Here is a 13211-nt window from a genome sequence, read left to right on the forward strand (position 1 = left end):
ATGGTAGTCGGGTTTACCCCCGTGAGAGTAGGACACCGCTAGGCACAGATGAAACCCAGAAGCATTGCGCTTCTGGGTTTTTTTATCGTATGTAATATCTTTATCCGAGAATGAAAAGGATACATAATCATCTTTTCCGAGTGGAAACTCTCTTGTCATGAGCATATAAAACAAGTATAAAGGCAATACCCCAGATTACCGCTCTTAAGAGGAAGAATCTAAACTCATAAGGAAGTAAGCCGCCAATGAAGATCAGCATCAGACCAATTGCAAAAAACTTTTTATGTGATAAAGCTTTTATACGTTTCATCATGAGAATCGCCCCTTAATAGTTGTACAAGAAATTCTTTAAATGTAACAATGCGTGCTCTTCCAACTATGTTATCTTTCATTCCACTTTATACTATTTCATTCTTATGTTGAATAAATTTTTTTCCAAGCAACAGAAAGATCATCCGCTTCCTAGCATGAAAGGGAGTAGTATTTCCAGGCTATGATTTTATGAAAAAACATGTATAAGTTTAATAGATTTGGACATGCTATACCTATGGAGGTGAGGAACATGAAGAAAAAAAGCCGATGTGGGGTATGTAACGAAGTGAAAGATGACGGCATCCACATCTATCAACTGTATATCTGTGAGTCGTGTGAGAAAGAGATGCTTACGACTGACCCTGGAGATGCGAGATATCAATTTTTCATCGAAAAGCTGAAAACGATCAGCAAATCGGTGATTCATTCATAGATTGGAGACCTCGTCGAGTACAGGGTCTCTTTTTTATTTCTTTAAGAAAGTTTGGTCAATTGGTAGAGTGTCCGCTTCTTTCATTGCTAGTATGGGAGCTTTTCGATAAGATGAAATAGATTTCATGAAGAACGGAGATTTGAACATGGACCAAAATCAGACGCCATTATACGATGCATTACATACATTCAAAGAAAGAAAGCTGGATTCTTTTCATGTGCCTGGTCACAAGCATGGCCGGGTATTCCCACAAAAAGCGCAGAAGGATTTCCAATCCATTTTGCAATTGGACGTTACAGAAATTACGGGCATGGATGATCTGCATGCACCGGAAGGGATCATTGAGCGAAGTGAGGCACTCGCTTCGGCTTATTTTGGCAGTAATCGTACACATTTTCTGATCAATGGTACGACTGCTGGTAATCTTGCGATGATTCTTGCGGTCTGTTCCCCGGGTGACAGGGTACTGGTCCAACGAAACAGTCATAAATCCATCATGCATGGGCTTGAACTTGCCGGGGCTAAGCCCGTGTTTTTGGCACCAAAGTTTGAAGCCGACACGGGACGCTACAGTGGCATCGATGCTGTCGTTGTCGAGAGAGCACTCAACAGCTACCCGGATGTAAAAGCAGTGATTCTTACCCACCCGGATTACTTTGGAAGAGCATTTGACTTAACAAAAATAGTGAAGACCGCTCATTCAAAGGATGTACCTGTGCTTGTGGATGAGGCACATGGGGTTCATTTCCATCTTGGTTCGCCATTTCCAGCACCAGCATTGGAACAAGGTGCTGATGTCGTCGTACAGTCTGCCCATAAAATGGCACCTGCAATGACGATGGCTTCACTCTTACATATCCGCTCTGACTTAGTTGATCAGGAAAATCTGCAGCATTTTCTTCAGGTCGTGCAGTCCAGTAGTCCTTCGTACCCATTAATGGCCAGTTTGGATTTAGCGCGTCATTTCTTAGCAACCTTGTCGAAAGAAAAAATGCAAAGCGTCATGGAGCGTATAGTAGATATCAGGGAATGTTTGACAGTAAGCAAATTTTGGAAGGTAAATCCTATAACACCCAATGATGACCCTTTGAAAATCACCCTTGAGGCAAAGGAAGGGAAGACGGGATTCCAGCTCGCTGGTGCGCTGGAATCTGCGGGAATTTATCCTGAGCTGGCAACTACTAAGCAAGTGCTGCTTATTTTAGGGCTGGGGGATGTCATCGATGTGAAAAAGCTTGTTCAACAAGTAAAGCATGCAAATGATCAATTAAAAATATCCCCGATGCATGATACAATTAATGATAGTGTAACGTTTCCGGAATTGCAGGAATTGAAGTTGTCTTATATGGAGATGAAAGAGAAACAGGCTACGTTTGTTGAGTGGGACGAGGCGGTCGGCAGTGTTGCTGCGAAGGCTGTCGTTCCGTATCCACCGGGAATCCCGTTGATCTTGAAAGGGGAGGAAATCACCCCGTTCCATATTGAGCATGTCAAAGCATTACTACACCAGGGAGCGACGTTTCAAAATAATCGTATTCATAAAGGTATTTCAACTTTTCTATAGATGGCTACGTACATAAAGGAGAATGAGTTGTGAAAGGGTTATTCATTACATTCGAAGGCGGGGAAGGTGCTGGGAAGACATCGGTTCTTGCAGCACTCACCGAACGATTAAAGGAGGAAGGGTATGATGTCCTTCCTACAAGAGAGCCGGGCGGAATTGAAATTGCAGAAAAGATTCGTGAAATCATTCTGGATCGGAAACATACCGCTATGGACGGAAGAACTGAGGCACTATTGTATGCGGCTGCAAGAAGACAGCATTTAGTGGAGAAGGTGCTGCCGGCACTCGAAGCAGGAAAAATCGTACTATGCGATCGCTTCGTTGACAGCAGTCTCGCCTATCAAGGACATGCTCGAGGATTGGGGATGGAAGAAGTCCTTCAGATCAACGAGTTTGCAATCGAACAATGCATGCCGGATATGACATTGTTTTTTGATATCAAACCGGAACGAGGCTTGCAGCGAATTGCCTCAAATGATGCAAGAGAAAAAAATCGCCTGGATGTTGAAAAGTTGGATTTCCATCAAAAGGTGTATGAAGCATATCAGAAGCTGATTGTTCGTTACCCGGAACGGTTCCATGTAATCGATGCGGATCAATCGTTTGAAGCTGTTCAGGAAGAAGCAATGAAGCAGCTTTCTTCTTTTCTTATCGACAGAAATAAGTGATCCGGAATAATTTGGTATAATGAAAAAAAGACATACAGGAGGTATGGTCTTATGAAGATGATTGTTGCAGTAGTTCAGGATAAGGACAGCAACCGATTGACAGATGCTTTATCGGATAACAATTTCAAGACTACCAAGCTTGCGACAACTGGTGGGTTTCTCAAAGAAGGCAACACAACCTTCATGATCGGGTGTGAAGATCAGTATGTAGATGAAGCACTGGAGATCATTAAGAAAAATTGCAGCCAGCGGGAGCAGATGGTTGCTCCGATATCCCCGATGGGCGGAAATGCGGATTCTTATATCCCGAAACCTGTCAAAGTGGAAGTCGGTGGCGCTACTGTATTCGTGCTGCCGGTAGAATCATTTTTCCAATTCTAGTCCGTAACATAAAGGAGCATAAGTCATGAAGATCACACAGGATGTACGATCACAATTGGATGCTTCGCAGAAACAGAGTCCTGCCTTTACTAAAGGCAGGAAAGATTTCGATGCGCTCGTCCACTCCCAGAGTGAAAAGCTGCAGAAAGATCAGCTCAATCGTCTTGTGAAAGATATCAATGCGCAGGGGGACCGCCTTGCCAAATCAAGATCGTTTCAGGATTTGGCGAAATATAAGCGTCTGATCAAAGGGTTTCTCGAGGAGTCTGTTCAATACGGAATGAACTTGAAGCATTCCCACAGTTGGAATATGAATGGGCAGAACAGAAAGCTGACGATTGTGGAAAGTGTCGATGACAAGCTGAACGAACTGACGGAAACAGTGATGGATCAGGAAAAGAAATCGATCGATATTCTTGGGGTTATCGGAGAAATCAAAGGATTATTGATAAACTTATATACTTAAGGATGAAAGCCAGTGAATACATGGACGGATATGCAGGAGATCCAGCCATTGGTCAGCCAGATGCTGATCAACAGTTTGAAAAAAGACCGCATCTCCCATGCCTATCTTTTTCAAGGGGCGAAAGGGACGGGGAAAAGGGAGATCAGCAAGCACTTCGCAAAGAGTATCTTTTGTCCCAATCGAGAGGAAGCCGCACCTTGTCTGGAGTGCAGGGAATGCAGAAGGATCGATTCCGGAAATCATCCGGATGTGCATTGGGTGGAGCCGGATGGAGCGTCGATCAAAAAAGATCAGATTCTTCACCTTCAGAAAGAATTCACTTATACCGGAATGGAGTCGAACCGTAAAATCTATATCATTGACGATGCGGATAAAATGACAGTGAACGCATCCAATCGTCTATTGAAATTCCTTGAGGAACCTAGTAAACAGACGACTGCGATGCTGTTGACAGAAAACGGCCAATCCATGCTGGATACCATTCGCTCCCGCTGCCAATTGATGGCATTCCAGCCCTTGAACCCGGTCCATGTGGAGCGGAAATTGATAGCGGAAGGGTTGAGTGAGTCCAGCGCACGACTGTTTGCAAACATGACCAATAATCTTACGGAAGCTCTCGAAATGAGCGAGGATGATTGGTTTGCTAATGCACGAAAATTAGTGATACAATTAATTGAAGTGCTACAAAATAATCCAAGTGAAGCGCTTTTATTTATCAACCATAAGTGGATGCCTCATTTTAAAGAAAGAGTACAGCTCCAACAAGGGTTGGATCTACTGATTTTCTGGTTCAAGGACCTGATCAACTTCCATTTGGACAGGCAGGAAGCGCTCGTTTTCATTCAAGAAAAAGAGAGAATGGAGCAAGCGGCGATGAAATGGTCCCGTCAGAAAGCAGTAAAGCAGCTGTCTTTCCTACTTGAGGCGAAGCGTAAGATAAATCAGAATGTCCATCCTACTTTAGTGATGGAACAGCTCACACTTCATTTACAGGGGTGATCATGTTTGATTGAAGTGATCGGTGTCCGTTTTAAAAAAGCGGGTAAAATATATTACTTCGATCCCGGTCAATGGAACATGACGACAGACGACTATGTCATCGTCGAAACTGTCCGCGGGATCGAATTCGGTAAAGTCGTCATTGCGAACAAGCAAGTGGATGAAGAGGATATCGTACTTCCTCTGAAAAAAGTCATTCGAATCGCTGACGAAAAAGATAAGTTGAGTGTTGCAGAGAATAAAGATAATGCGGAAAAGGCATACCATATATGCGAAACGAAAATTGCCGAACATAAGCTGGATATGAAACTTGTGGAAGTTGAATATACATTCGATCGGAATAAAGTGATTTTTTACTTTACGGCTGATGGGCGTGTCGACTTCCGTAATCTCGTTAAGGATTTGGCATCTGTGTTCAAGACAAGGATTGAACTGAGGCAGATCGGCGTAAGGGATGAAGCGAAAATGCTTGGAGGCATCGGTCCTTGTGGAAGAATGCTGTGCTGCTCTACGTTCCTTGGTGATTTTGAACCAGTTTCCATCAAGATGGCCAAGGATCAGGATCTATCTCTGAACCCTGCCAAAATTTCCGGGTTATGCGGTCGCTTGATGTGCTGCTTGAAGTATGAGAATGACAACTATGAGTCTGCCAAACGTGAACTTCCTGATCTCGGTCAGCGGATTGTCACTACGATGGGGAAAGGGAAAGTTGTCGGTCTTAATATGCTAGAACGACTTGTTCAGATTGAATTCCCTGAGCAGGAGCGTACGCTAGAATATACGCTTCAGGATTTGATCGATGAAGGTGTCGTTTCAGCCCAAGCCACAGAATGATGGGGTGCAAGCAACGTGAACAAGAAAGATATTTTTGACCAAGTTTCACATTTGGAATCTCAGATTGGTGAGCTGTATCAGCAGCTTGGCGATCTGAAGAAGCACCTTGCCCACTTGTTGGAAGAGAACCAGCACCTGACGCTTGAGAATCATCATCTCAGAAAGCGGTTGGACCATGAAACATCGATGGAGAAAGCATCAGGGGATGAACGAGCTGGGAAAGGTGATGCACGGGAGCCGGCTGTCGGAGAAGGATATGATAACCTGGCAAGACTGTATGAAGAAGGATTTCATATCTGCAACCTGCATTTTGGCAGCCCACGAAAAGAAGACTGTCTTTTTTGCCTGTCTTTTCTTAACAAAAAGTAAACCTTCCAAAGCCTTTCCTCTACGGGAGAGGCTTTCTTTTTATAGTTGATCGAAAAAGGATGAGATGTAAATGATTGAATTGAAAGATGATGAGCGGATCGACGACTTGCTTGCCAAAGAGAACATGCGGATCATCCAGAGCCCGACAGCATTCGCTTTCTCCCTGGATGCGGTCATGCTCGCTCATTTTACTTATGTACCGATTAAACGGGGTAACATCCTCGATTTGTGTACCGGTAATGGTGTGATACCGTTACTGCTATCTACACGATCCCATGCATCCATCAGCGGGGTTGAAATCCAGCAGCGACTGTACGATATGGCGGAAAGGAATGTGGAGCTGAATGGACTGGAAAATCAGCTGCGAATGGTCCACGGCGATCTACGGGACATGCCGAAGCAACTTGGCAACGGCGCATTCGACTTAGTTACCTGCAACCCTCCATACTTTCCTACCCCCCAGAAACAAGAACAGAATATCAATGAACATGTAGCAATCGCACGTCACGAAATCTTTGGCAACTTGGAAGAAATCATTTTTGCCTGTAGTCGGCTCACCCGCTCCGGTGGAAAGATTTCGATGGTGCATCGTCCTGGAAGAATGGCGGACATCATCTATTTATTCCGGAAGTATCAAATCGAGCCGAAACGCATCCGGCTTGTGCACCCGAAAGAAGGCAAAGAAGCAAACATTCTTTTGATCGAAGGGACGCGTGATGGGAGAGCGGATCTGAAAGTGCTCCCTCCGTTATATACGTTCACTGCTGATAATGAGTATACGGATGAAATGCGGGAGATTTTATATGGTCGTGGATAAACAGCATTGTGTGTATATGCTGCGCTGTGGGGATGATAGCTTATATACGGGTTATACCAATGATCTAAGTAACCGACTGAAAAAACATCAGGAAGGTAAAGGGGCAAAGTACACCAGGGGCAGAGGGCCTGTCGTGCTCGAATGTTTCGAGGTATATGATACGAAGCAGGACGCAATGAAAAGGGAGTATGAAATCAAAACGTGGTCGCGGGGGAAAAAGGAACTGTGGATCGCGGAACAGAAAGCAGGGATGCAAGATGAAGATACAGAAAAGCTACGCAGGTGATACCGACTATGGCACCCTTTATATTGTTCCGACGCCGATCGGTAATCTTGAGGATATGACGTTCCGTGCGGTTCGTTTGCTGAAAGAAGCGGATGTGATTGCTGCGGAAGACACAAGGAATACGAAAAAGCTTCTCAACCATTTTGACATCCAAAACGAGCTCATCAGTTACCATGAACATAATAAGCAGGCACGGGAAGACGCATTGCTCAATCGGTTGGAAAAAGGAGAAAGTATTGCCGTCGTTAGCGATGCCGGTATGCCCGGTGTGTCTGATCCTGGTTTTGAGCTGGTAAAAGCTGCGGTCGGAAGAGATATTCCGGTGGTAGTACTGCCTGGTGCGAATGCAGCCCTGTGTGCATTGGTTGGTTCGGGATTGCAGACAGATACGTTCCACTTCCATGGATTTCTGCCTAGAAAGAAAAAGGAACGCGAAGCAGAACTGGTGGAATTGAAGAAAATCCGTTCCACGATCATCTTCTATGAATCTCCTCATCGCTTGAAGGAAATGCTGAAGGCTCTTCATGAAGTGTTCGGGGATAGATCCGTAGCGTTGTCACGTGAGTTGACGAAAAAGTATGAGGAATTCATTCGCGGCAGCATGACTGAAGTGAGAGAGTGGGCAGAAGAACAGGAAATCAGGGGGGAATTCTGTGTCATCGTTGAAGGTACGGAAGAAGATCAAGTTGATGATGTCCTATGGTGGAGTGCGCTTTCTGTAATCGATCACGTTACGCATTATATTGAATCGGAAGATATGTCCAGTAAAGATGCCATCAAAGCGGTAGCAACAGAACGTAAATTACCGAAAAGAGAAGTCTATCAGGCGTATCACATCAATGATTGATGTTTTGAAAACAAAAAGAAACACTGACTACCAGTCGTTAGTCAGTGTTTCATTCGTATTGGAGTGGCGTTTTATCTATTTATGCTCCAATTTGTTAAACCGCTCAATTATTTAATACTGCTTTGGATTTCTTTCATTAGAAGCTCTGCGCCTTCTTTGCTTAGAACCAGCTTGCCATTAGCCAGTGACAAATTGTCGTCAGATACTTCCCCAGTTACTTGACAAGTCATGTTAGGCTTGTACTTCTTAAGTACGATGCGGTCGTCATCCACGTAGATTTCCAGAGCATCCTTTTCGTTGATCCCCAATGTACGGCGCAATTCGATCGGAATTACGACACGGCCAAGCTCATCGACCTTTCTTACAATACCAGTTGATTTCATTTTTGTTTCTCCCCTCAAAAAAAAGTTAATCGCCAGATTTCGACATCTGTCACCTTATATAATACCAACGATTCCCAATCCTGTCAATTCATATGGATTTACAGAACATTAGGAACATTGTACCAGCCTGGGTATATTAGGTGTTGATATATAAGTATTTCAAGCGATTTTCCCACAAAAAGGAAAAAGGGTTGCAAGCGAATTGGTAAGAATTACATATCCGAATTATTTACATGTAAGTTTTTGGCTTGCAGTCAAATTCTTCGACATTCTTCGACTCCTTTATGGGGGTCATTTGTAAAATGATTTCAAACTCTGTAAATTTTTTGCCAAACCTGCACGGGTTTTCGTATATTTTCATGTTAGGATTGGAAATCATCTATATATATCGATACAATAGGAAGATACAGAAAAGTAGTCTTCACTGGAAGATGAAAGCCTTTGTCACATAGTAAGAGGAGGGAATTTCAATGCCGAAAGATAAAAATACATTCTATATAACTACACCGATTTATTACCCGAGTGGTAATTTGCATATTGGGCATGCGTACACGACTGTTGCAGGGGATGCAATGGCGCGATATAAACGCCTACGGGGATTCGATGTCATGTATTTGACTGGTACTGATGAACATGGTCAGAAAATCCAGCGCAAAGCAAAAGAACAGGACGTCACTCCACAGGAATATGTCGATAATATTGTAAGTGGAATCGAGGATCTATGGAAGAAGCTTGATATTTCTTATGATGACTTCATCCGTACGACTCAGGATCGCCATAAGACCGTCGTGAAAAAGATCTTTTCCTACCTGATGGAAAAGGGAGATATTTATCTTGATCAGTACGAAGGCTGGTATTGTACTCCGTGTGAGTCATTCTTCACGGAACGTCAGCTTGACGATGGGAAGTGCCCGGACTGTGGTGGCCCTGTTGAAAAGGTGAAAGAAGAATCCTATTTCTTCAAAATGAGCAAGTATGTCGATCAGCTGCTTGCGTTTTATGAAAGCAACCCTGAGTTCATCCAGCCGGAAAGTCGTAAAAATGAAATGATCAATAACTTCATCAAGCCGGGACTGGAAGATTTGGCTGTTTCCAGGACCACCTTCGACTGGGGTGTACAAGTACCTGGTAACGCTGAACACGTCATTTACGTATGGATTGACGCATTGAGCAACTATATTACTGCATTAGGCTTCGACAGTGATAATGATGAACGCTATCAGAAATTCTGGCCTGCCGATGTACAGCTTGTTGGGAAGGAAATCGTGCGTTTCCATACGATCTATTGGCCGATCATGCTGATGGCATTGGATCTTCCTTTGCCGAAGAAAGTCTTCGCACACGGATGGATTCTTATGAAAGACGGAAAAATGTCCAAATCGAAAGGGAACGTCGTCGATCCTGTCCAGTTGATTGACCGCTACGGACTGGACGCACTGCGTTATTATCTTCTACGTGAAGTACCGTTCGGTTCGGATGGGGTCTTTACACCTGAAGGCTTTGTCGAGCGTACCAATTATGATCTTGCCAACGATCTCGGAAATCTGTTGAACCGTACGGTAGCGATGATTTCCAAGTATTTCGATGGAAAGATCCCTGCCTTACAGCAAGGTGAAGATACATTCGATGAACAATTGGAAACGATGATGAAAGATACGAAAGGAAAAGTGGAAGATGCACTTGAGAACATGGAGTTCTCCGTTGCCCTTTCAACTTTATGGCAGTTCGTGAGCCGTACGAACAAATATATTGATGAAACCCAGCCTTGGGTACTTGCGAAAGATGAAAGCAAACAGGAGCGCCTCGGGAATGTGATGGCCCATCTGGCAGAATCTCTGCGTCAGATCGCCATCATGCTTCAGCCGTTCCTGACAAGGACCCCTGGTGAAATCTTCAACCAATTAGGTTTGGAAGATGATGCTTTACAATCCTGGGACAGCCTGGATAATATCGGTGCGATCGAAGCTGGAACAACGGTCAAGAAAGGCGACCCGATCTTCCCTCGTCTCGATGGAGATGTAGAAGTGCAGGCAATCAAAGAAATGATGAAAAAACCTGCTCCAGAAAAGAAAGAGCAACCGAAAAAAGAAGAAACGCAGGAAGTAACCATTGATGACTTCATGAAATTGGACTTCCGAGTGGCCGAAGTAGTGAAAGCAGAGCCTATGAAAAAAGCGGACAAGCTGCTTCTGATCCAACTGGACCTCGGTTATGAAAAACGTCAGGTTGTTTCAGGTATCGCTGAACATTACAAGCCTGAGGAACTTGTTGGCAAAAAGGTCATCTGTGTGACGAACCTTAAGCCTGTCAAACTACGTGGTGAGCTTTCTCAAGGCATGATTCTCGCAGGTGAAGATGAAAGTGGGAAACTTGCATTGGCATCTGTTGATCAGACACTTGATAACGGATCCCGAGTTAAATAAATCAGAAAAAGGGAAAGCTAATTTCAGCTTTTCCTTTTTCATGGAATCATTTTTAAATAAAGGTGGGACGCATTATGTTATTTGATACACACGTACACCTCAATGCGAGGCAGTTCAACGAAGACCGTGAAGAAGTCATCCGTCGGGCGAAAGAAACAGGGGTCGAGTATATGGTTGTCGTAGGGTTCGATCGGGAGACGATTCCTCTTGCAATCGAAATCGCTGAATCCCATAAAAACATTTATGCTGCGGTGGGGTGGCATCCAGTAGACGCAATCGATATGGAAGAATCAGACCTGGCATGGCTGGAAGAGTTATCCGCACATCCGAAAGTTGTTGCCTTAGGTGAGATGGGACTCGATTATCATTGGGATAAGTCACCAAAGGACGTTCAAAAGGAAGTATTCCGGAAACAAATTGCATTGGCAAAAAAGGTGAACATGCCGATCATTATTCATAATAGAGAAGCGACCAATGATATCGTAACAATATTGAAGGAAGAAAATGCTGCAGAGGTTGGTGGAATCATGCACTGTTACAGCGGTCCTGCTGACATCGCAAAGCAGTGTGTAGACATGAATTTCATGATTTCTCTCGGTGGGCCAGTAACATTCAAAAACGCCAAGGAACCGAAGGAAGTAGCAGCTGCAATCGACCTGGAGCATTTGCTGATCGAAACGGACTGCCCGTTTCTTGCGCCCCATCCGAATCGTGGCAAGCGGAATGAGCCGGCATACGTGAAACTTGTCGCTGAACAAATTGCAGAGCTCAAAGGGCTGTCCTATGAAGAAGTCACTGCAAAAACAACCGAAAATGCATTGAAATTTTTCGGAATTCGTAACTGAATTGTAATATTTGTATCATTTTCCAACCGCCTTCTTAAAAAAGGCGGTTTTTTTCTATTTTTATTGAACAAAACGATTTCATAACATAGGCCCAATTCCCCCGAAACTCATGGGGGTTTCTGTCACTTACTTGTCGTAATCGCATACATTAGGTATATATACCTATTATTTTAATTAAATGTATGAGAATTGTAACATGTCTGTTATTTTCTTTTGGACATTATCTGTGTATATTGGAAGAAGTTGACCGAGGCGTCTGGATTCCGTTTCCAAATCAGGGAATCGTTTGACACCCTTGATCACGATCTATATAATACAACGGTATTGTCTAAGGAGGGCCAGATGGTATGAATTTTTTATCAAAACTAGTACCAACATCCAAAAAGAAGTTGGCACTAACGATCATTAGTACCACTGTATTGATTGCCTTACTGAGTGTGATGACGTTTGAAGCTACGAAAGCTGAAGTCATGGTTAAAGCCAATGGTGAGACGACAACGTTGAGAACACATCAAGATACTGTTGGAGATGTACTTGCAAATTTGAATATAGATGTATCCGAACATGATGAATTATCACATAATCAATCTACTGAACTATCAAGTGGGATGGAAATTACATATCTCGCAGCAAAACCGGTGAATGTAGTGATCGATGATGAAACACATACGTATTATACAACGGTTGATACGGTAGGTGAACTTTTGGAGGAGAATGAAATCACGGTAAATGACCGTGATAAGCTGTCTGCTTCCAATGACGCACCTATTGAATCCGACATGACAGTGGAAATCAATAAAGCTTTCCAAGTCACAGTGGATGATGGTGGGAAAGAAAAGAAAGTATGGACGACATCCGGTACTGTCGAAGATCTTCTGAAAGCGGAGAAAATCGAACTGAGCAAGCTGGATGAATTGAAGCCAGCCAAGGCTGATGAACTTTCTGCTGATACACCGATCGTAATTACGCGCGTTGAAAAAGTGACGGACATCGTCGAGGAGAGTATCGACTACTCCGTTGTGAAAAAGAATGACAGTTCCCTGCTGAAAGGAAAAGAGAAAGTCGTTTCTGAAGGGGAAGAAGGTTTACTGACAAAAGAGTATGAAGTCACCTTGAAAAATGGAAAAGAAACCGATCGTAAATTGGTAAAAGAAGAAACGGTAAAAGAAAGCAAACAGCGGATTGTGGCTGTCGGTACGAAAAACCCGGCTCCACCGAAGCCGAAAACCGTTGCTACAACAAAAGCTTCGACGACAAGTTCAAGCAGTCCGTCACGTGGCAGCTCAAGCAGTTCCCAAACGCTTTACATGAGTGCTACTGCTTACACAGCAAGCTGTTCCGGGTGTTCTGGTATTACTAGTACTGGAATCAATCTGAATGCGAATCCGAATGCTAAAGTCATTGCTGTCGATCCGAACGTCATTCCTTTAGGTACGCGTGTTCACGTAGAAGGCTACGGCTATGCGGTAGCTGGCGACACAGGTGGTGCCATCAAAGGTAACAAAATCGACTTATTCTATCCTTCGAAAAGTAAGGCGCTAGGATTTGGGCGCAGAACCGTAAAAGTGACCATCTTGAAATAAA

At 43.8% G+C, this 13211-nt stretch carries 16 protein-coding genes; 14 read left to right on the plus strand and 2 right to left on the minus strand.

All coding sequences use genetic code 11. The features are described 5' to 3' along the window. Window positions 1-127: 127 nt before the first annotated feature. Complete coding sequence (locus tag ACFQ2J_RS18145; RefSeq protein WP_386064032.1) at window positions 128-313, minus strand: hypothetical protein; 186 nt, start codon at window positions 311-313, stop codon at window positions 128-130. Between the two features lie 249 nt (window positions 314-562). On the opposite strand from ACFQ2J_RS18145, the gene ACFQ2J_RS18150 reads away from it, so the two are divergent. The 11 genes from ACFQ2J_RS18150 (at window position 563) to rsmI (ending at window position 7976) form a co-directional block, all read left to right on the plus strand. Then, complete coding sequence (locus ACFQ2J_RS18150) at window positions 563-745, plus strand: sigma factor G inhibitor Gin (RefSeq protein WP_386064035.1); 183 nt, start codon at window positions 563-565, stop codon at window positions 743-745. Between the two features lie 145 nt (window positions 746-890). Further along, window positions 891-2309, plus strand: coding sequence for an aminotransferase class I/II-fold pyridoxal phosphate-dependent enzyme (locus tag ACFQ2J_RS18155; RefSeq protein ID WP_386064038.1), 1419 nt, complete (start codon window positions 891-893; stop codon window positions 2307-2309). A 29-nt stretch (window positions 2310-2338) separates the two neighbouring features. Next, window positions 2339-2977, plus strand: coding sequence for a dTMP kinase (tmk, locus tag ACFQ2J_RS18160; protein ID WP_386064040.1), 639 nt, complete (start codon window positions 2339-2341; stop codon window positions 2975-2977). Between the two features lie 51 nt (window positions 2978-3028). After that, entirely contained in the window at window positions 3029-3358 is a 330-nt protein-coding gene (locus tag ACFQ2J_RS18165) for a cyclic-di-AMP receptor (RefSeq protein WP_386064043.1), read from the plus strand. Between the two features lie 25 nt (window positions 3359-3383). Continuing rightward, on the plus strand, window positions 3384-3824 hold the full coding sequence (locus tag ACFQ2J_RS18170) for a YaaR family protein (protein ID WP_386064046.1): 441 nt from the start codon (window positions 3384-3386) through the stop codon (window positions 3822-3824). Window positions 3825-3836: 12 nt separating this feature from the next. Continuing rightward, window positions 3837-4823, plus strand: coding sequence for a DNA polymerase III subunit delta' (gene holB / locus ACFQ2J_RS18175; RefSeq protein ID WP_386064049.1), 987 nt, complete (start codon window positions 3837-3839; stop codon window positions 4821-4823). A 6-nt stretch (window positions 4824-4829) separates the two neighbouring features. Continuing rightward, window positions 4830-5657, plus strand: coding sequence for a PSP1 domain-containing protein (locus ACFQ2J_RS18180; RefSeq protein WP_386064052.1), 828 nt, complete (start codon window positions 4830-4832; stop codon window positions 5655-5657). A 15-nt stretch (window positions 5658-5672) separates the two neighbouring features. After that, window positions 5673-6026, plus strand: a complete 354-nt coding sequence (yabA, locus tag ACFQ2J_RS18185) for a DNA replication initiation control protein YabA (RefSeq protein WP_386064055.1) — start codon at window positions 5673-5675, stop codon at window positions 6024-6026. A gap of 70 nt (window positions 6027-6096) precedes the next feature. Next, window positions 6097-6843, plus strand: a complete 747-nt coding sequence (locus ACFQ2J_RS18190; protein WP_386064058.1) for a tRNA1(Val) (adenine(37)-N6)-methyltransferase — start codon at window positions 6097-6099, stop codon at window positions 6841-6843. Then, window positions 6830-7129 (plus strand): GIY-YIG nuclease family protein, encoded by a 300-nt coding sequence (locus ACFQ2J_RS18195; RefSeq protein WP_386064061.1) that lies wholly within the window; start codon window positions 6830-6832, stop codon window positions 7127-7129. The genes ACFQ2J_RS18190 and ACFQ2J_RS18195 overlap by 14 nt, the downstream gene beginning before the upstream one ends. Then, window positions 7101-7976: a 16S rRNA (cytidine(1402)-2'-O)-methyltransferase gene (gene rsmI / locus ACFQ2J_RS18200; protein ID WP_386064064.1), complete on the plus strand. Its 876-nt coding sequence runs from the start codon at window positions 7101-7103 to the stop codon at window positions 7974-7976. Before ACFQ2J_RS18195 ends, rsmI begins: the two co-directional genes overlap by 29 nt. 107 nt (window positions 7977-8083) lie before the next feature. Here the strand turns inward: rsmI and ACFQ2J_RS18205 are convergent, their stop codons facing one another. Beyond that, window positions 8084-8359 carry an AbrB/MazE/SpoVT family DNA-binding domain-containing protein gene (locus tag ACFQ2J_RS18205; protein ID WP_386064067.1) on the minus strand — a complete coding sequence of 92 codons (276 nt, stop codon included), beginning with the start codon at window positions 8357-8359 and terminating at the stop codon, window positions 8084-8086. Window positions 8360-8829: 470 nt separating this feature from the next. Here ACFQ2J_RS18205 and metG point away from each other — a divergent pair, with 470 nt between their 5' ends. The 3 genes from metG to ACFQ2J_RS18220 all read left to right on the plus strand — a co-directional run bounded on the left by metG (window position 8830) and on the right by ACFQ2J_RS18220 (window position 13210). Next, window positions 8830-10782 carry a methionine--tRNA ligase gene (metG, locus tag ACFQ2J_RS18210; RefSeq protein WP_386064069.1) on the plus strand — a complete coding sequence of 651 codons (1953 nt, stop codon included), beginning with the start codon at window positions 8830-8832 and terminating at the stop codon, window positions 10780-10782. Window positions 10783-10856: 74 nt separating this feature from the next. Next, on the plus strand, window positions 10857-11627 hold the full coding sequence (locus tag ACFQ2J_RS18215; protein WP_386064072.1) for a TatD family hydrolase: 771 nt from the start codon (window positions 10857-10859) through the stop codon (window positions 11625-11627). A gap of 347 nt (window positions 11628-11974) precedes the next feature. Beyond that, window positions 11975-13210, plus strand: a complete 1236-nt coding sequence (locus ACFQ2J_RS18220; protein WP_386064075.1) for a ubiquitin-like domain-containing protein — start codon at window positions 11975-11977, stop codon at window positions 13208-13210. Window position 13211 lies beyond the last annotated feature (1 nt).

The sequence above is a fragment of the Thalassobacillus hwangdonensis genome (genome assembly GCF_042675915.1).
GTDB classification, from domain to species: domain Bacteria; phylum Bacillota; class Bacilli; order Bacillales; family Halobacillaceae; genus Thalassobacillus_A; species Thalassobacillus_A hwangdonensis.

Bases quoted from the DNA above. Each gene is read 5' to 3' on its own strand.
- ACFQ2J_RS18145 (WP_386064032.1), bottom strand. From the start codon at position 313: ATGATGAAACGTATAAAAGCTTTATCACATAAAAAGTTTTTTGCAATT.
- ACFQ2J_RS18150 (WP_386064035.1), top strand. From the start codon at position 563: ATGAAGAAAAAAAGCCGATGTGGGGTATGTAACGAAGTGAAAGATGAC.
- ACFQ2J_RS18155 (WP_386064038.1), top strand. From the start codon at position 891: ATGGACCAAAATCAGACGCCATTATACGATGCATTACATACATTCAAA.
- ACFQ2J_RS18165 (WP_386064043.1), top strand. From the start codon at position 3,029: ATGAAGATGATTGTTGCAGTAGTTCAGGATAAGGACAGCAACCGATTG.
- ACFQ2J_RS18170 (WP_386064046.1), top strand. From the start codon at position 3,384: ATGAAGATCACACAGGATGTACGATCACAATTGGATGCTTCGCAGAAA.
- ACFQ2J_RS18190 (WP_386064058.1), top strand. From the start codon at position 6,097: ATGATTGAATTGAAAGATGATGAGCGGATCGACGACTTGCTTGCCAAA.
- ACFQ2J_RS18195 (WP_386064061.1), top strand. From the start codon at position 6,830: ATGGTCGTGGATAAACAGCATTGTGTGTATATGCTGCGCTGTGGGGAT.
- rsmI (WP_386064064.1), top strand. From the start codon at position 7,101: ATGAAGATACAGAAAAGCTACGCAGGTGATACCGACTATGGCACCCTT.
- ACFQ2J_RS18205 (WP_386064067.1), bottom strand. From the start codon at position 8,359: ATGAAATCAACTGGTATTGTAAGAAAGGTCGATGAGCTTGGCCGTGTC.
- metG (WP_386064069.1), top strand. From the start codon at position 8,830: ATGCCGAAAGATAAAAATACATTCTATATAACTACACCGATTTATTAC.
- ACFQ2J_RS18215 (WP_386064072.1), top strand. From the start codon at position 10,857: ATGTTATTTGATACACACGTACACCTCAATGCGAGGCAGTTCAACGAA.
- ACFQ2J_RS18220 (WP_386064075.1), top strand. From the start codon at position 11,975: ATGAATTTTTTATCAAAACTAGTACCAACATCCAAAAAGAAGTTGGCA.